Raw genomic sequence first — 17,254 nt, forward strand, 5'->3', positions numbered from 1 at the left:
AGCCTTCGGCAGCTCCTACATTGGAATGCATTTCCCTGTAGGAGCTGCCGAAGGCTGCGATCTTTGCTTTTAAGGATGCTTGAGGCTGTTAAGCGTCATCGAGCCAATCAACAACTCAGGGCTTTCCAGCTCTGCCAACCCGGCCGTGCTGACCCGCTCCGGCGGATGCCCGGCGCCATGCTGCAGATAGCTGAGCAGATTGCCCACCAACGGGTTGTGGCTGACCAGCAGCACGTTGCTCACCGACACCAGTTGATCGGTGACCTTGTCCGGGTCGACCTCCGGCGTCAGCCATTCGACCGTGCGAATCTCCGGTTCGAAGCCCAACGCTTCGCGCACAATCTGCGCGGTCTGCTGCGCCCGCAGATAAGGGCTGGCGTAGATCGCCGTCAACGGCTGGCCAATCAAATGCGCGGCGCTGCTCAAGGCTTCTTTGCGACCGTGATCGGTCAGCTCCCGCTCGGAGTCGGGGCACGAGCCGTAAGGCACCGCCTCACCGTGACGCAATACCCAGAGTTTCATAGTTTGGGTTCCTCATCTCGAACCGGATGCGGTGCAGGCGGCACAGCGTGTGGCGCTTCACCTTCCGGGGTACGCGGCGCAGGCCAGTCGGCGAACGGCCAGGGTTTCTGGTCGCTGTGAAAACTGCCGAAACGGCCGATCTGGGCCAGAAACTGGCTCAGGCTGTCGCCGAAATTCATCAGGCTGGCACTCGGGGCGCCATAGATCAAACGATAGATCAGTTGCACCAGCACCACCGCGCCGAGGATGAACTGCGCCACTTGCCAGACCAGCACGTAGACGATCATCCACAACACCCGCAGGAGAATGGATTCGTACTTGGCTTCGGTTTTAGGTTCGTTCATGGCTTGCTGCTCCCGGCTCAATCAGTTGAAACCACTGGTGGAAATAAAGTCGACGTCGGTTTTCGGCTCGGCACGCATCAGTAGACCGATCACCTGCTCCAGCGTGCGTCCTTCGAAGAGGATCGCGTGCAGCCCGGCGACCAGTGGCATGTACACGCCAACTTCCTGGGATTTGGCCTTGAGCACTTTCAGGGTGTTGACCCCTTCGGCAACTTCGCCAAGACGCGACACCGCTTCGTCGAGGCTCAAGCCCTGACCAAGAGCGAAACCGACCTGATAGTTGCGGCTCTTCGGCGAAGAGCAGGTGACGATCAAATCACCGACACCGGCCAGACCGAGGAAAGTCATTGGGTTGGCGCCCTGATTCACCGCAAACCGGGTCATCTCCGCGAGTGCGCGGGTGATCAGCATGCTCTTGGTGTTCTCGCCCATTTCCAGCGCCACCGCCATGCCGGCGATGATTGCGTAGACGTTTTTCAACGCCCCGCCCAGCTCGACACCAAAACGGTCGGCACTGGCGTAGACGCGGAAGGTGCGCCCGTGCAGCGCGGCTTGCACCTGTTTGCACAGTTCTTCGTCCTCGCTGGCGACCACGGTCGCGGTCAGCGCATGTTCGGCGATCTCACGCGCCAGATTCGGCCCGGACAGCACGCCAATGCGCGCTTGCGGGGCGATCTCTTCGAGGATCTGGCTCATCAGCTTGAAGGTGTGCGCCTCGATGCCTTTGGTCAGGCTGACCAGCATCTTGCCGCTCAGGCGCTCGGCGTGGGCGGCGAGCACCGTGCGCAGCGCGCTGGACGGCAGCGCGACAAAACACAAATCGCAGGCGTCGAGGGTTGCTTGCAGGTCAGTGACGGCGGTCACGCCCGGCAGAATCTTGATGCCTTTGAGGTAACGCGGGTTTTCGCGATTGACCCGGATGGCCTCGGCCTGTTCGGGGTCACGCATCCACTGCAGGACTTGATGGCCGTTCTCGGCCAAAAGGTTGGCCACGGCGGTACCAAAACTTCCGCCTCCCAGGACCGCAATCGGGCGCTGTTCAGTCATATGCAATCCGTTAATCCATACCAGTGGCGATGCCGGCATTATACGGGGCGACCCGGTCGCGGCCAGCCCCAGCAACAATTACCGACACTTGTAGGAAGAAGACCAATAAAAGCTAGGAAAATGCCTGCAACGTGACTGGAAAAGTCGCTGCCCTCGGTTAACATGCGCGCCAAATCTTTTCTCTATAGGCGGCGTTGTGCTTTTTGGCCCTCCTTCACCGCGTTCGTCACTGCTGCTGGCGCTGTTGTTCAGCCCGGCGTTGCTGGCGGACGACCTGTTTGTCGACAGCGAAACGCTGCCGCAGGTGCTGACGGCCACGCGCCTGAAACAGACGCCGGCGGAAGTGCCGGGGAGCATGACCGTTCTCGACAGCGCGTTGATCCACGCCAGCGGCGCCCGCGACATCAGCGAATTGCTGCGACTGGTGCCGGGCATGATGGTCGGCAACATCAACGGCAATCAGGCTGCGGTCAATTACCACGGCACCAATGCCACCGAAGCACGGCGCATGCAGGTTTTGATCGATGGCCGCTCGGTGTACCGCGCGGGTCTGGCCACGGTGGACTGGAGCGATATCCCCGTGGCCATGGAGGACATCGAGCGCATCGAAGTCTTTCGCGGGCCGAACACCGTCAGCTACGGCGCCAATGCGCTGATGGCGGTGATCAACATCATCACCCGCAACCCGGCGGACAGCCACGGCACACGGCTGAAATACACCCGTGGCCAGCGCGGCATCAATGACTTCTATGCCAGCCAGGGCACGGGCTGGAATGGCGGCGATCTACGCTTGTCGCTTTCCGGCCAGGAAGACGATGGCTTCGACACCGATCGCAGCGGCGCCGACTACCGCGACAGCCGTCGCCTGACCCGTTTCAATCTCGCCGTCAGCCACAGCCTCAGCGACGACCAGAGCCTCGACTGGCAGCTCAATGCGAAAGACGGCAGCAATCAGCGTCCCTACACCTACCGTCCGGTGTTCTCCGGGATTACCGATGCCGGTAACAATTCCGACGTGGTCGCCAAGGATTACGCCGGTTCGGTGCGCTGGAACCTCGACATCAATCCCGATCACAGCCTTTATATACAGGGTTCGGCGCAACACTGGGATCGTCAGCAGGTCTGGCGCGCCTGCGATGCCGAGGTGTCATTCAGCCCCGAGTTGACGCAACTGTGGCAGCTCAACCCGAATTACACCGAACGCCTGGCGCGCAACATCACCCAGTTCACCGGTCCCGGCGCAGCACCGGGCACGCCGCAGGAAATGGCCCTGGCCAATCAGGTGCTCGATCAATGGCGCAAAGGCGCCAGCCAGACCTTGTGCGGCGACATCGATCAGAGCGCTCGGGAATCACGGTACGACCTCGAATTGCAGGACACCCTCAGCCTGTCCGACAGCCTGCGGCTGGTCAGCGGCATGAACTATCGTTACGACCGCGCCAACTCCGAAACCTATTTCAACGGCACGCTGGACGACACCACATGGCGCGCCTTCGGCCAACTGGAATGGCGTGCCACGGAACACTGGCTGTTACAGGGCGGGGCGATGTTCGAAGACACGCAACTGATCGGCAGTTCGCTGACCCCGCGCTTCGCCGTCAATTATCTGATCAATCCGCGTCACGGCCTGCGCGCGGTGTATTCGGAGGCGATCCGCTCGCCGGACATGTTCGAGAACAACGTCAACTGGAGCTATCAGGTCAGCAACCTGCGGCCTTCGGCTTACGGTCAGTCGTCGGCGCGCTACTTCGTCAAGACACGTGGCCCCGGCGACCTGGATCAGGAACACATGCGCTCGCGGGAGCTGGGCTACAACGGCTATTTCGCCGAGCTGGGTCTGGCCCTCGACGTGAAGCTGTTCTACGACGAGATCACCGGCATGATCAGCGAGCCGCTGCGCAACAATCAGTACATCGCCAGCAACGCCAACAGTTCACGCTTTCGCGGCACCGAAACCCAACTCGACTGGCACGTGAGCCTGGCCGACCGCTTGCGTTTCACCTACGCCTTCGTCGACGCCGAGGCGAGCAACCCGCTTGATCAGCAGTTCACCTCGCGCAACAGCGGTTCGGCCGGGTGGCTGCGCGATTGGGGCCACGGCTGGAACAGCGCCCTCTTCTATTACGGCGACAACGCCCTCAACGGTTACCGCTTCGAACGGGTCGACACACGCATCGCCAAACGCATCCCGCTGGGCAAGGCTCAGTTGCAATTGGCCGGCGTGCTGCAACAGCGCCTCGACCATGAGCCGACCACCTTCGCCGACAACAATTACGACGAACGCCGGGTGATGTATATCAGCGCCGAGCTGGAGTTCTAGGATGGGTTACGGGCAATCACGGAAGATGCCAACCCTTGGCCACTGGCTGGCCGGGGTCTGTCTGTTTCTCACTGCATGGCTGCACGGGGTGGCCGTGCAGGCCGCCGACATTCTGCTCACCGGCGCCGAGGAAAGCCCCGGTGTCCAAGCTTTCGTGCAAGCCCTCAGCGAATTGCGCCCCACCGATAACGTGCGTTTTCAGCCGCTGGCCAGCCTGCCGGCGCCGGGCAAACTGCCGGCCAGCCTGCGTCTGATTCTGCTGGACTTGCCGGCCCTCGACTGGCGCCTGCAGGATTCCCAAGGCCCGGCAACGCTGGTGCTGCGCATCAGCCGTTTGCAGGCCCGGCAGCGTTTCGGTGATGCACAACCGGCGCGCCTGAGCCTGCTGTGGAGTGATCCGCCGCTGAGCCGGCAGTTGCAGCTGATCCGGCGGATATTGCCGCAGGCTCGGCGAATCGGCGTGCTGTTCGATCAGCACAGCGAGTTTCTGCTCAAAGAGCTGCATCAGTCCGCGCAACCGCTGAATCTGGAAATCGTCAGTCAGCGCTGGGACAACACCCACGACAGCCGTCCCCTGCAAGCGGTGCTGAAAAACAGCGATGTGTTGCTCGGTCTCGATGATCCCGACCTGTACAACCCCAAGACTGCGAAAAACCTGCTGCTCAGCAGTTATTCACGGCAGGTGGCGTTGGTCGGACCGAACATTGCCTTTGTCCGTGCCGGCAGTCTGGCCAGCACCTACAGCGACCAGAACGACTGGTTGACGATCCTCGATCAATTGCTCGATCAGCCCACCGCAAGCTGGCCGCGAACGCTCTATCCCGCACACTTTAAAGTCTCAAGTAATGCGCAGGTCGCTCGTTCATTAGGCATCGAACCCCTGAATGAAGCCTCTGTCGCCGGCACGCTGGCCGAAGGAGAACGCCGCCCATGAGTTTTCGTCGACGTTGGGACATCAATACCCGCACCCAGCTGATCAGCCTGGGCCCGGCGCTGTTGCTGACCTTGTTGTTGATCAGCTTCTTCACCTTTGTGCGCATCCAGGATTTGCGTCAGGAGCTGAACCACACCGGTCAATTGATCGCCAACCAACTGGCGCCCGCCACCGAGTACGGGGTGATTTCCGGCAACAACGAAGTGCTGGAAAGTTTGCTCAAGGCCACGCTCGCCACGCCCAACGTGCGCTTTCTGGAAGTGCAGGACAGCGCCAACCGGATTCTGGTCTACGTCGAACAACCGGCGGCCAGCCACAACCGTCCGCATCAGGTAGAAGTGTTTCAGGCCCCGGTGCGGCTGCAGAAAATCGCCCTGCACAATGATTTTTTTCAGGATGGAAAAGGCAGTAATAACGGCGCCAGTGAGGATTATCTCGGACGGGTGATCGTCGGTCTGTCCAACGATGCCTTCAGTCAGCGCCAGCAGGAAATCCTGCTCAAGGCCGGGATTCTGGCGTTGTTCGCCCTGCTCTTCACCTTTGTTCTGGCACGGCGCTTGGCCGGCAGCCTGTCGCAGCCGATCCGCGATATTGGCGATGCGGTCAAGGCGATTCAGGACGGCGACTACAAAACCCCGCTGCCGATTGTCGATGACACCGAACTCGGTGCGCTGTCGCAGCACATCAACAACCTCGCCCAGGCACTCGAACAAGCCAGCCGCGAACAGCATCAGGCGATGGCGCAACTGATCCAGACCCGCGAGGAAGCGGAAAAGGCCAACAACGCCAAATCCGATTTCCTGGCAATGATGAGCCACGAGTTGCGCACGCCCATGAACGGCGTGCTCGGCATGCTGCAATTGCTTGAAACCACCGAAATGACCGAAGAGCAGGTCGAATACGCTGCGCTCGCCTCGGAATCCACCGAGCATCTGTTGAAAGTCATCAACGACATCCTCGACTTCTCGCGCATCGAGCGCTCGGAGCTTGAGCTGGAGCACATTCCGTTCAACCTCGCCGAGCTGATCGGCGCCTGCGCGCAGTCGTTCCAGCACAGCGCGGTGCAACGAGGGCTGGCGCTGAACTTGCGCATCCCGGACGACATGCGCGGTTTGCAGGTGCAGGGCGATCCAACGCGGATCCGGCAGATTCTGGTTAACCTGGTCGGCAACGCGCTGAAGTTTACCGAGCAGGGTCGGGTCAGCATCGAAGCGCAGTGGCAGTCGCTGGATCACGAACTGCTGTGGTTCACCTGTTCGGTGCGCGACAGCGGAATCGGTATCTCGCCCGAGAGCCTGGAGCTGATGTTCAATGCGTTCCAGCAGGCCGATAGCTCGATTTCGCGGCGCTATGGGGGCACCGGCCTCGGTTTGCCGATCGCCCGCACCCTCGCCGAACGCATGGGCGGCACATTGCGTGCGCAGAGCGAAGAAGGTCGCGGCTCGGTGTTCACCCTGGAAATTCCGCTGGCACTTTATAAGCAGGCGATGCCGGCACTCGCCGCGCCACGTGCACTCAATGGCAACGGCCATGGTGAAGGACGCCATGTCTTGCTGGTCGAAGACAACCCGGTCAACCAGACCGTTATCGAGGCGATGCTGCGCAGTCTGGGCTTTACTGTCAGTGTGGCCACCGATGGCGCGCAAGCGGTGCGCAGTGCCGAGGGCGGCGAATTTGAAGCGATTTTGATGGACTGTCGTTTGCCGATCATCGACGGTTATGAAGCGACCCGGCAGATCCGCCGTTTGCCCGGACGCGTGGACGTGCCGATCATCGCGCTGACGGCCAATGCCTTGCAGGGCGACCGCGAAACCTGCCTGGCGGCCGGCATGAACGATTATTTGGCGAAGCCGTTCAAACGCAATGACCTACAGCAGATTCTGCAGCGCTGGGTGCAGTAGTGACGGCTTTTCGACCATCTGTGACTGGCGTGAACAGCGAAAGTGCGGCAGTCTTAGGCACCCGAACGGGCCTCAAAAGGGGCTTGATTAAAAATTTCAGTGCACAAGTGTACATTCATGTCCTTGGTGCTGTGACTTTCACCACAACGCAATAGTCTATGAGTAGGCTGCCGGTTCGAGGCATGAACGCTTCGAACGGTCGGGAAGATTTGCCCCACCTGCCGCATGGGATTATTGAGGAGCTCGCATGACCAAACAAAACGCCTTTACTCGGGAAGATCTGCTGCGCTGCAGTCGCGGTGAGCTGTTCGGCCCAGGTAACGCGCAACTGCCCGCCCCGAACATGCTGATGGTCGATCGCATCACCCTGATCAGCGAAGAAGGTGGCAAGTACGGCAAAGGTGAATTGGTCGCCGAGCTGGATATCAACCCTGACCTGTGGTTCTTCGCGTGCCACTTCGAAGGCGATCCGGTCATGCCGGGCTGCCTGGGTCTGGATGCCATGTGGCAACTGGTCGGCTTCTTCCTGGGCTGGCAAGGCCTGCCGGGCCGTGGCCGTGCGCTGGGTTCGGGCGAAGTGAAATTCTTCGGTCAGGTACTGCCGACCGCCAAGAAAGTCACCTACAACATTCATATCAAACGCGTCCTCAAGGGCAAGCTGAACCTGGCCATTGCCGATGGTTCGGTGACTGTCGACGGTCGCGAAATCTACACCGCCGAAGGCCTTCGCGTCGGCGTGTTCACCTCCACTGACAACTTCTAAGGGTTATTCGCATGCGCCGCGTCGTTATCACTGGTCTGGGCATCGTTTCGTGCCTGGGCAATGACAAAGAGACCGTCTCCGCTAACCTGCGTGCAAGCCGCCCTGGCATCCGGTTCAACCCGGAATACAAGGAAATGGGTCTGCGCAGCCAGGTTTCCGGCTCCATCGACCTCAACCTTGAAGAACTGATCGACCGCAAGATCTTTCGCTTCGTCGGTCACGCGGCAGCTTATGCCTACCTGGCCATGGCTGACGCCATCAAGGACTCCGGCCTGACCGAAGAGCAAGTGTCCAACCCGCGTACCGGCCTGATCGCCGGCTCCGGCGGTGCTTCGACCCTGAACCAGATGGAAGCGCTGGACATCCTGCGCGAGAAAGGCGTGAAGCGCGTGGGCCCGTACCGTGTAACGCGGACCATGAGCAGCACCGTTTCCGCTTGCCTGGCCACGCCGTTCAAGATCAAGGGCCTGAACTACTCCATCGCTTCTGCCTGCGCCACCAGTGCTCACTGCATCGGTACCGCCATGGAACAGATCCAGATGGGCAAGCAGGACATCGTTTTCGCCGGTGGCGGTGAAGAAGAGCACTGGAGCCAATCGTTCCTGTTCGACGCCATGGGCGCTCTGTCCAGCAAGCGTAACGAAACGCCTGAGCAAGCTTCCCGTGCCTACGACGCCGACCGTGACGGTTTCGTCATCGCTGGCGGTGGCGGCATGGTCGTGGTTGAAGAGCTGGAACACGCTCTGGCCCGTGGCGCCAAGATCTACGCCGAAATCGTTGGCTACGGCGCGACGTCCGACGGCTACGACATGGTTGCCCCAAGTGGCGAAGGCGCGATCCGCTGCATGCAGATGGCGATGTCCACCGTTGATACCCCGATCGACTACCTGAACACCCACGGCACTTCGACTCCGGTCGGCGACGTTGCGGAAATGAAAGGTGTGCGTGAAGTGTTCGGCGACAAGGCACCCGCGATCAGCTCGACCAAGAGCCTGTCCGGTCACTCCCTGGGCGCCGCCGGCGTTCACGAAGCGATCTACTGCATGCTGATGATGGAAGGCAACTTCATTGCCGGTTCCGCCAACATCGACGAGCTGGACCCAGCAGTGGCCGATCTGCCGGTGCTGACCAAGACCCGCGAGAACGCCACGATCAACACCGTGATGAGCAACAGCTTCGGCTTCGGCGGCACCAACGCCACGCTGGTACTGAAGCGCTGGGAAGGCAAGTAATTCCCCGCTGCTGAGCCACACATGAAAACGCCCCGACTGGTTCGGGGCGTTTTTTTTGCCTGCAGCAAATGGCCCAGGTACACCACAAATCCCTGTGGGAGCTGGCTTGCCAGCGATAGCGGAGTATCAGGTAACAGAGATGTTTGCTGTGCCGACGTCATCGCTGGCAAGCCAGCTCCCACAGGGTTCCAAGCTGTTCTGGAGATGAAACTTCTGTCATGAAACTTTGCCCCCTGCGACTGAATGTCGCGGTTTCAGCGGGCTGCAGCACTGTTGCAAAAAACGCAACAACACCTTGCACAAATCAGCCGTTTACTTAGCAAGCTAACAAATCATATAAAAGAGTCCTGCACACGCCTTGCTGCAGATAACTTGAGATTTGGAGCTAGCAGATGAGTGTAAAAGTAACTGAACGCGACGATTCACACATGTCCCACGAAGGCGTAGCCGCCGGTATCCGTATCTGGGACGTGCATCAACAAGACTTGCTGGTCGGCATGTTTCATAACGAGATCGACGCCCACAACTACAAGGCCGAACTCGAAGTGCAAGAACAGCAGCGGGACTTGAAATCCGCCTGATCCACCACTTTTCATGGTTGCAGCCTGCTCACTCACAGGGTGACAGGCTGCAACAACATCATGATCATCACGCCACGCGAATAGCACTCAGATACAGGTCGTCGTCGATTTCAACCGACGCGACCGCATCGACGATCTTCCCGTCTTCAAGCTTGACCACCTCACATGCACCCTCCCCCATGCCGTCATTCCTGATCGAGTACTGGACGGAGGTCGGGTGCCGCTTGCGATAGTCAAAGGGCATGCCGCAAGCAATCAGAAAGTCGATCTTCACCTCGGGAATTTCAACTTCCTTGTCACGCTCCCGCTCTCTGAGCACCGCATAATCGAGGCACACGTTAATGCCGAACGGACATCCCGCAACCAGGCTATTGATAAACAGCCCGTCGTAACCGTCGAAGTAACTGTGTTCCGCGCTGACCGCACTGTAATCCTTGACCTTGATGACAAATTCATCAAACAGTCGGAAAAACCAGAAGCCCTCTTCACTGCCAATATGCTGACCAAAATCGATGCCGGACACATAACGCTTCGGCCACATCGACATCAGCGGCATGTCGGCCTCATATTCCTTATTGGTAACGGCCAGCAAATAATTGATGACGTCATAATAACTTTCGTCACCCTCGCCGACTTTGATCAACGTCGCACAACTTCCCGCCAACAATACAATCTTGCCATAGCGTTCCGTGGGCATATCTTTCATTAATGACGAAACGTAAGCGGGCACTTTTTCCAGGTAGACGGTCGTTAGTTCATGCAATTCTTCCTCGCTGTCGACTTCGCGCCAAGGGATATTCCAGAAGAACTCTGGCAGAGTGAAGAAGAGACACTCCGCGCCAGCGTGATCAGCGGCTGCGGCCTTTGCTGCGATCCTGATTTTACGGCGTACGTACTCGACCCGCGCATCCAGTTCGCTGATCACGTAATCGGTAATCGACTGGCCAGGTGCCCGCAACTGAAAAAACTGCGGATTAAAAGTAGGTTGGCGCAACGAAGCAATGCTTAACAACATCAACAATATCCTTATTCATTTAATTTAATTCCATTTATTCTCCCCCACACAAAAATACTTATATAAAAGCGCAACGCACTGCGCATGAGCAGCGCAAAATTTCTACACTTAAAAAGTTAATTTCCGCCAAAAGAAAACCCGCCGATCGTATCGATACGAATCGGCGGGTTCAATATATAAAAACTTTCAAAGTACTAGCAAAAGTGTAGGCCGCTAGAACAATAAAGCGATTACCACATCAGATCATCAGGGATTTGATACGCCGCATACGGATCGTCCTCGGTGCTGACCTCTTCGGTCTGCACATTGAGCTGGACGATGCGCTGCGGGTCGCGTTCCTGGATCTTCAGAGCCGCTTCACGAGGGATCACTTCGTAGCCGCCGGCATGGTGCACGATCGCCAGCGAACCGCTGCTGAGCTTGTTGCGCATCAGCGTGTTGACCGAGATGCGCTTGACCTTCTTGTCGTCGACGAAGTTGTAGTAGTCCTCGGTCGTCAGCTTCGGCAGGCGCGAGACTTCGATCAGTTGCTTGACCTGAGCGGCACGCGCCTTGGCTTCGGCTTTCTCTTTCTGCTGACGGTTCAGCTCCTGATCGCGCTTGACCTTCTCGGCCATGGCTTCCTGAGCGGCGCGTTGCTGCGAATCATCCAGCTCGACCTGACCTTTGTGGGCCAGACGCTGCTGCTTCTGCTTGTCTTTGCTGACCTGCTTGGCCTGCTTTTGGTTGACCAGGCCTGCTTTGAGCAACTGGTCGCGAAGGGAAATACTCATCGGGCTTACTCACTAGGGCAGTTGCTCAGCCGCAGCTGGGCGCATTCTTTTCCTGACGTTTGGCTTCACCCCACAGGGCGTCCAACTCTTCGAGGGTGCAATCTTCCATGGGACGGTGGGTGTCGCGCAATGCCTGTTCGATAAAACGGAAACGTCTTTCAAACTTGCCATTGGCGCCACGCAGGGCAGCTTCCGGATCGACCTTCAGATGCCGGGCCAGATTGACCACGGAAAACAGCAGGTCGCCGATCTCGTCAGCCACCGCGACAGGATCGTTTTCGGACATGGCTTCGAGCACTTCATCGAGTTCTTCGCGCACCTTGTCGAGCACCGGCAAGGCGTCCGGCCAGTCGAAACCGACCTGCCCTGCGCGCTTCTGCAACTTGGCCGAACGCGACAAGGCCGGCAGCGTGGCCGGTACGTCATCGAGCAGCGACAGTTGCTCGGGCGCGGCGGATTTCTCGGCGCGTTCTTCGGCCTTGATCTCTTCCCAACGCTGCTTGACCTGTTCTTCGCTCAAACGCGGCACGTCGAGCGGCGCGTACAGATCGCCCGTCGGGAACACATGGGGATGACGACGAATGAGTTTGCGGGTGATGCTGTCGATCACCCCGGCAAATTCGAAACGGCCTTCTTCCTTGGCCAACTGGCTGTAATAGACGACCTGAAACAGCAGATCGCCGAGCTCGCCTTGCAGATGATCGAAGTCGCCACGCTCGATGGCATCGGCCACTTCGTAGGCTTCTTCGAGAGTATGCGGAACGATGGTCGCGTAGGTTTGCTTGATGTCCCACGGGCAACCGAACTGCGGATCGCGCAGACGGTTCATCAGGTGAAGCAGGTCTTCAAGGCTGTACATCATTTCTCAGTCTCACCACAAAACCCTGTGGGAGCTGGCTTGCCAGCGATGCGGGCACCTCGGTGTCTCAGGACAATCGAGGTGATGCAATCGCTGGCAAGCCAGCTCCCACAGTTGATCGGGTTGGTCATCACGGCGTACGGTTACGCCGCGTTTCGATGATGTTCGGTAACTGCGATATGCGTCCCAGCAACCGGCCCAGCGCGTCCAGACCCGGGATCTCGATGGTCAGGGACATCAACGCTGTGTTGTCCTCCTTGTTCGAGCGGGTGTTGACCGCCAGCACGTTGATGCGCTCGTTGAGCAGCACCTGCGAGACGTCACGCAGCAGACCGGAACGGTCGTAGGCGCGGATGATGATGTCCACCGGATAGGTGAGCACCGGCACCGGGCCCCAGCTGACCTGAATGATCCGCTCTGGCTCGCGCCCGCCCAGTTGCAGCACCGAGGCGCAGTCCTGACGGTGAATGCTCACGCCACGGCCCTGGGTGATGTAACCGACGATCGCATCGCCCGGCAGCGGCTGGCAGCAGCCGGCCATTTGCGTCATCAGGTTGCCGACGCCCTGGATCTGAATGTCGCCGCGCTTGCCTGGTTTGTAGCCGGTGGCCTTGCGCGGGATCAGTTCCAGCTGTTCGTTGCCGCGTTCCGGTTCGACCAGTTGCTGCGCGAGGTTGACCAGTTGCGCCAAGCGCAAGTCGCCGGCACCGAGGGCGGCGAACATGTCTTCGGCAGTTTTCATGTTGGCCTTGTCGGCCAGCTTGTCGAAGTCCACCGCGGGCAGGCCGAGGCGCGTCAGTTCGCGTTCGATCAGGGTTTTACCGGCGGCAACGTTCTGGTCGCGCGCCTGCAATTTGAACCAGTGAACGATCTTCGCCCGCGCCCGCGAGGTGGTGACGTAACCGAGGTTGGAGTTCAGCCAGTCGCGGCTCGGCGTACCGTGCTTGCTGGTGATGATCTCGACCTGCTCACCGGTCTGCAGGCTGTAGTTGAGCGGCACGATGCGCCCGTTGATCTTCGCGCCACGGCAGTTGTGGCCGATCTCGGTGTGCACGCGGTAGGCGAAGTCCAGCGGCGTCGCGCCCTTCGGCAAGTCGATGGCGTGACCGTCAGGGGTGAAGATGTAGACCCGATCCGGTTCGATATCGACGCGCAGCTGTTCCGCCAGTCCACCGATGTCGCCCAGCTCTTCGTGCCACTCGAGGACCTGACGCAGCCAGGAGATTTTCTCTTCGTAGTGGTTCGAACCGGATTTGACGTCGGTGCCCTTGTAGCGCCAGTGCGCGCAGACGCCGAGTTCGGCTTCTTCGTGCATCGAGTGCGTACGGATCTGCACCTCGAGAACCTTGCCTTCCGGGCCGATCACCGCGGTGTGCAGGGAGCGGTAGCCGTTCTCTTTCGGGTTGGCGATGTAGTCGTCGAATTCTTTCGGGATGTGCCGCCACAAGGTGTGGACGATACCGAGCGCGGTGTAGCAGTCGCGCATTTCCGGCACCAGCACGCGCACCGCACGCACGTCGTAGATCTGGCTGAATTCCAGACCCTTGCGCTGCATTTTGCGCCAGATCGAATAGATGTGTTTGGCCCGGCCGCTGATGTCGGCGTCGACGCCGGTGGCCTGCAATTCGTCCTTGAGCTGGGTCATCACGTCGGCGATGAAACGCTCGCGATCCAGCCGTCGCTCGTGGAGCAACTTGGCGATCTGCTTGTATTGATCCGGCTCCAGGTAACGGAAGGACAAGTCCTCCAGTTCCCATTTGATATGGCCGATGCCGAGGCGATGCGCGAGCGGCGCATAAATGTCGAAGACTTCGCGGGCGACACGGTTACGCTTTTCGTCGTCGGCGGTTTTCACCGCTCGGATGGCGCAGGTGCGTTCGGCGAGTTTGATCAGTGCGACACGCACGTCGTCGACCATCGCCACGAGCATCTTGCGCAGGTTTTCCACCTGCCCTTGCGTGCCCATGACCATCGACTGGCGCGGGCTGAGGCTGGCACTGATGGCCGCCATGCGCTGCACGCCGTCGATCAGTTTGGCCACCACCGGGCCGAAGCGCTGGCCGATGGCCGCGAGTTCGATCTGACCCTCGCGTACGCCGCGATACAAAACCGCCGCGACCAGCGAATCCTGATCGAGCTTGAGGTCGGCGAGGATCTCGGCGATCTCGAGTCCCGTGCTGAAACTGCCGGAGCCTTCGGCCCACAGATTCTTCTTGGCATTGGACTGCTGTTCGGCCTCGCGAGCGAACTCGCAGGCTTCCTTCAAGGCTTCGCGATCCAGTGCCAGATCGACACTGACCGCATGATCGAGCCAAGCCTCGAGATTGATACTGCCGTCATTGTTGATCGGCTGGTGTGCTCTCACCTGTACCATCTTGCTTTACCTTCCCTACGACGCAGATTCAATGCGTCAAATCGCTGACCTCTACTGTCCGTTTGCGCTCGCGGGGCTAATGCGAGCGCTGCGCGGACAGGTCAGGCGGATTCAGACGAGCCATCCTGGCTCGCTTCAAATAACGCCATGGCCTCGACATGTGCCGTCTGAGGAAACATATCGAGAATCCCGGCACGTTTTAACCGGTAGCCCTGCTTGATCAATTCGACCGTGTCGCGCGCCAGCGTTGCCGGGTTGCACGACACATACACCAACCGTTTGGCACCCAGGCTCGCCAGCTTGCGTACCACCTCGAAAGCACCGTCACGTGGTGGGTCCAAGAGTACCGCAGAAAAGCCGTTTCCGATCCACTGGGCATCGGTCAAAGGCTGGGATAAATCGGCTTGAAAAAACTTTGTGTTATGCAAATTGTTACTGGCAGCGTTCGCTTCTGCACGATCAACCATGGTCTGCACGCCTTCCACCGCGACAACTTCGCGCACGGCTTTAGCCAGCGGCAAAGCGAAGTTGCCCAAGCCGCAGAACAGGTCCAGCACACGCTCGTCGCTACCCGGTTTCAGCCAGTCCAGCGCCTGCGCCACCATCGCTTCGTTGACGCCGGCGTTGACCTGGATAAAGTCGCCGGGCCGATACGCCAAATTCAGATCCCACTGCTCCAGACGATAGCCCAGCGACTGGGTCGCATCGACCGGTTGCGGCTCGCCTTCGCCATGCAGCCACAATTGCGCCTCATGGAACTGGCAGAAGTCCTTGAGGATGTTCAGATCCGCGTCGGACAACGGCGCCATGTGCCGCAGCAACACCGCCAGTGACGAGCCACTGAACAATTCGACGTGACCCAACGCCTGCGGTTTGCTCAAACGACGGAGCATCTCCGGCAAACGGGTCATGATCGGTTGCAAGGGCTGTACCAGCACCGGACATTCGCTGATCGCGACGATGTCCTGACTGCCGGCGGCGCGGAAACCGACTTCGAGTTTCTTCGCCTTCATGTCCCAGCGCACCGCGATCCGGGCGCGACGGCGATAGCCGAATTCGGGTCCGGTCAGCGGTGCTGCCCATTCTTCAGGTTCGACACCGGCTACGCGCGACAATTGCTCGGCGAGCATGCGCTGTTTCAGGGCGAGCTGTTCGTCATGGGACAAATGCTGCACGCTGCAGCCGCCGCAACGGCCGGCGTGCTGACACGGCGCCGGGCGGCGCAGTTCGCTGGCCTTGAACACGCGCTCGGTGCGCGCTTCGACCACTTTGCCGTGGGCGCCGAGCACCCGCGCTTCGACCTCTTCACCGGCAAGGGCGCCGAGGACGAACCAGGTTTTGCCTTCGAAAAACGCGATGCCGCGACCGTCATTAGCCAAGCGCTCGATGCTCAAGCGCTGCTTTTTGCCGGTCGGGATTTGCGCGGCCTTGCTGCCACCCGTGGGTTGGAAGCGCAGGCCTCTCTCGTGCTTGGCCATCAGTTGGGCGCGTCGAAAATGCCGGTCGACAGGTAACGGTCGCCACGGTCGCAGATGATCGCGACGATCACCGCGTTTTCAACTTCTTTGGACAGGCGCAGCATCGCTGCGACCGCACCGCCCGAGGACACGCCGCAGAAGATGCCTTCTTCGCGGGCCAGACGACGAGTGACGTCCTCGGCCTCGCTTTGCGCCATGTCGACGATGCGGTCGACGCGGTCAGCCTGATAAATCTTCGGCAGGTATTCCTGCGGCCAGCGGCGGATGCCCGGAATGGCCGAGCCTTCCATCGGTTGCAGGCCGACGATCTGCACGCTGTCGCTCTGCTCTTTCAAGTAGCGCGACACGCCCATGATGGTGCCGGTGGTGCCCATCGAACTGACGAAATGGGTGATGCTGCCCTGGGTCTGACGCCAGATTTCCGGGCCAGTGGTGGTGTAATGCGCTTCAGGATTGTCGCCGTTGGCGAACTGATCGAGCACCTTGCCACGGCCTTCGGCTTCCATGCGCTGCGCCAGATCGCGCGCGCCTTCCATGCCTTCTTCCTGACTGACCAGAATCAGCTCGGCACCGTACGCGGTCATCGCCGCTTTGCGCTCGGCGCTGGAGTTGTCCGGCATGATCAGGATCATCTTGTAACCCTTGATCGCGGCAGCCATGGCCAGCGCGATCCCGGTGTTACCCGAGGTCGCCTCGATCAGCGTGTCGCCAGCGTGAATCTGCCCGCGCAATTCGGCACGGGTGATCATCGACAGCGCCGGACGGTCCTTGACCGAACCCGCCGGGTTATTCCCTTCGAGCTTGAGCAATAGGGTGTTGCTGGTTTCACCGGGCAGGCGCTGCAAACGCACCAGCGGAGTGTTGCCGACGCAATCGGCGATGGTTGGGTACTGCAGGGTCATGGCGTATTCGCAATCCAGACGTGCGGGGGCGCCTATCATACCGGCAAACCCGCGCAGGCCATATCACGCAAAGTGCGGTGCTTATGGTTTATGGGAATAAGGGATTAAAAGTCGCACCAGTGGTGCGACTAATTGCGGTGGATCATCTTGAATGGCGGTGACGCAAATGGCATCTTCGCTGGCAAGCCAGCTCCCACAGTGTCCAGTGC

Annotated in this window: 15 protein-coding genes; 6 read left to right on the plus strand and 9 right to left on the minus strand. The window is 59.7% G+C overall.

Annotated elements, in window-relative coordinates; genetic code table 11:
• Positions 1–69: 69 nt before the first annotated feature.
• Genes sixA through EJA71_RS03690 form a run of 3 tightly spaced genes read right to left on the minus strand, consistent with a single transcriptional unit; the run spans position 70 to position 1,913 of the window.
• The gene (sixA, locus tag EJA71_RS03680; RefSeq protein ID WP_158954403.1) at positions 70–522 is read right to left on the minus strand and encodes a phosphohistidine phosphatase SixA; all 453 of its coding nucleotides are present in this window, start codon (positions 520–522) and stop codon (positions 70–72) included.
• On the minus strand, positions 519–866 hold the full coding sequence (locus EJA71_RS03685; protein WP_158954405.1) for a DUF4389 domain-containing protein: 348 nt from the start codon (positions 864–866) through the stop codon (positions 519–521). The genes sixA and EJA71_RS03685 overlap by 4 nt, the downstream gene beginning before the upstream one ends.
• Positions 867–887: 21 nt before the next feature.
• Positions 888–1,913, minus strand: coding sequence for an NAD(P)H-dependent glycerol-3-phosphate dehydrogenase (locus EJA71_RS03690; protein ID WP_095188635.1), 1,026 nt, complete (start codon positions 1,911–1,913; stop codon positions 888–890).
• A 196-nt stretch (positions 1,914–2,109) separates the two neighbouring features.
• On the opposite strand from EJA71_RS03690, the gene EJA71_RS03695 reads away from it, so the two are divergent.
• The 6 genes from EJA71_RS03695 (at position 2,110) to EJA71_RS03720 (ending at position 9,644) form a co-directional block, all read left to right on the plus strand.
• Positions 2,110–4,233, plus strand: coding sequence for a TonB-dependent siderophore receptor (locus EJA71_RS03695; RefSeq protein WP_158954407.1), 2,124 nt, complete (start codon positions 2,110–2,112; stop codon positions 4,231–4,233).
• Between the two features lies 1 nt (position 4,234).
• On the plus strand, positions 4,235–5,167 hold the full coding sequence (locus tag EJA71_RS03700) for an ABC transporter substrate-binding protein (protein ID WP_158954409.1): 933 nt from the start codon (positions 4,235–4,237) through the stop codon (positions 5,165–5,167).
• A complete protein-coding gene (locus EJA71_RS03705; protein WP_158954411.1) occupies positions 5,164–7,068 on the plus strand; it encodes an ATP-binding protein in 1,905 nt (634 codons plus the stop codon). Before EJA71_RS03700 ends, EJA71_RS03705 begins: the two co-directional genes overlap by 4 nt.
• A 247-nt stretch (positions 7,069–7,315) precedes the next feature.
• The gene (gene fabA, locus EJA71_RS03710; protein ID WP_003227150.1) at positions 7,316–7,831 is read left to right on the plus strand and encodes a 3-hydroxyacyl-[acyl-carrier-protein] dehydratase FabA; all 516 of its coding nucleotides are present in this window, start codon (positions 7,316–7,318) and stop codon (positions 7,829–7,831) included.
• A gap of 11 nt (positions 7,832–7,842) precedes the next feature.
• A complete protein-coding gene (gene fabB, locus EJA71_RS03715) occupies positions 7,843–9,063 on the plus strand; it encodes a beta-ketoacyl-ACP synthase I (RefSeq protein ID WP_158954413.1) in 1,221 nt (406 codons plus the stop codon).
• A 392-nt stretch (positions 9,064–9,455) separates the two neighbouring features.
• Positions 9,456–9,644, plus strand: coding sequence for a hypothetical protein (locus tag EJA71_RS03720; protein WP_158954415.1), 189 nt, complete (start codon positions 9,456–9,458; stop codon positions 9,642–9,644).
• Positions 9,645–9,711: 67 nt separating this feature from the next.
• On the opposite strand, the gene EJA71_RS03725 is transcribed toward EJA71_RS03720, so the two are convergent.
• From EJA71_RS03725 to cysM, 6 genes are all read right to left on the minus strand, one after another.
• A complete protein-coding gene (locus EJA71_RS03725) occupies positions 9,712–10,659 on the minus strand; it encodes a hypothetical protein (protein WP_158954417.1) in 948 nt (315 codons plus the stop codon).
• A gap of 230 nt (positions 10,660–10,889) precedes the next feature.
• Positions 10,890–11,432 (minus strand): DUF2058 domain-containing protein, encoded by a 543-nt coding sequence (locus tag EJA71_RS03730; RefSeq protein WP_158954419.1) that lies wholly within the window; start codon positions 11,430–11,432, stop codon positions 10,890–10,892.
• 25 nt (positions 11,433–11,457) lie between these two features.
• Complete coding sequence (gene mazG, locus EJA71_RS03735) at positions 11,458–12,291, minus strand: nucleoside triphosphate pyrophosphohydrolase (protein WP_158954483.1); 834 nt, start codon at positions 12,289–12,291, stop codon at positions 11,458–11,460.
• Positions 12,292–12,421: 130 nt separating this feature from the next.
• Positions 12,422–14,665: a GTP diphosphokinase gene (relA, locus tag EJA71_RS03740; RefSeq protein ID WP_158954421.1), complete on the minus strand. Its 2,244-nt coding sequence runs from the start codon at positions 14,663–14,665 to the stop codon at positions 12,422–12,424.
• 101 nt (positions 14,666–14,766) lie between these two features.
• Positions 14,767–16,143, minus strand: a complete 1,377-nt coding sequence (rlmD, locus tag EJA71_RS03745; RefSeq protein ID WP_158954423.1) for a 23S rRNA (uracil(1939)-C(5))-methyltransferase RlmD — start codon at positions 16,141–16,143, stop codon at positions 14,767–14,769.
• Positions 16,143–17,045, minus strand: a complete 903-nt coding sequence (gene cysM, locus EJA71_RS03750; RefSeq protein WP_163005011.1) for a cysteine synthase CysM — start codon at positions 17,043–17,045, stop codon at positions 16,143–16,145. The genes rlmD and cysM overlap by 1 nt, the downstream gene beginning before the upstream one ends.
• Positions 17,046–17,254 lie beyond the last annotated feature (209 nt).

The organism is Pseudomonas sp. PB106, assembly GCF_009764645.1.
Lineage (GTDB): Bacteria > Pseudomonadota > Gammaproteobacteria > Pseudomonadales > Pseudomonadaceae > Aquipseudomonas.

Excerpts from the sequence above, each read along its gene's own strand:
- EJA71_RS03720 (WP_158954415.1), top strand. The coding sequence starts at position 9,456 with ATGAGTGTAAAAGTAACTGAACGCGACGATTCACACATGTCCCACGAA.
- sixA (WP_158954403.1), bottom strand. The coding sequence starts at position 522 with ATGAAACTCTGGGTATTGCGTCACGGTGAGGCGGTGCCTTACGGCTCG.
- EJA71_RS03730 (WP_158954419.1), bottom strand. The coding sequence starts at position 11,432 with ATGAGTATTTCCCTTCGCGACCAGTTGCTCAAAGCAGGCCTGGTCAAC.
- EJA71_RS03685 (WP_158954405.1), bottom strand. The coding sequence starts at position 866 with ATGAACGAACCTAAAACCGAAGCCAAGTACGAATCCATTCTCCTGCGG.
- EJA71_RS03700 (WP_158954409.1), top strand. The coding sequence starts at position 4,235 with ATGGGTTACGGGCAATCACGGAAGATGCCAACCCTTGGCCACTGGCTG.
- cysM (WP_163005011.1), bottom strand. The coding sequence starts at position 17,045 with ATGACCCTGCAGTACCCAACCATCGCCGATTGCGTCGGCAACACTCCG.
- rlmD (WP_158954423.1), bottom strand. The coding sequence starts at position 16,143 with ATGGCCAAGCACGAGAGAGGCCTGCGCTTCCAACCCACGGGTGGCAGC.
- EJA71_RS03705 (WP_158954411.1), top strand. The coding sequence starts at position 5,164 with ATGAGTTTTCGTCGACGTTGGGACATCAATACCCGCACCCAGCTGATC.
- fabB (WP_158954413.1), top strand. The coding sequence starts at position 7,843 with ATGCGCCGCGTCGTTATCACTGGTCTGGGCATCGTTTCGTGCCTGGGC.
- EJA71_RS03725 (WP_158954417.1), bottom strand. The coding sequence starts at position 10,659 with ATGTTGTTAAGCATTGCTTCGTTGCGCCAACCTACTTTTAATCCGCAG.
- EJA71_RS03690 (WP_095188635.1), bottom strand. The coding sequence starts at position 1,913 with ATGACTGAACAGCGCCCGATTGCGGTCCTGGGAGGCGGAAGTTTTGGT.
- fabA (WP_003227150.1), top strand. The coding sequence starts at position 7,316 with ATGACCAAACAAAACGCCTTTACTCGGGAAGATCTGCTGCGCTGCAGT.
- relA (WP_158954421.1), bottom strand. The coding sequence starts at position 14,665 with ATGGTACAGGTGAGAGCACACCAGCCGATCAACAATGACGGCAGTATC.
- mazG (WP_158954483.1), bottom strand. The coding sequence starts at position 12,291 with ATGTACAGCCTTGAAGACCTGCTTCACCTGATGAACCGTCTGCGCGAT.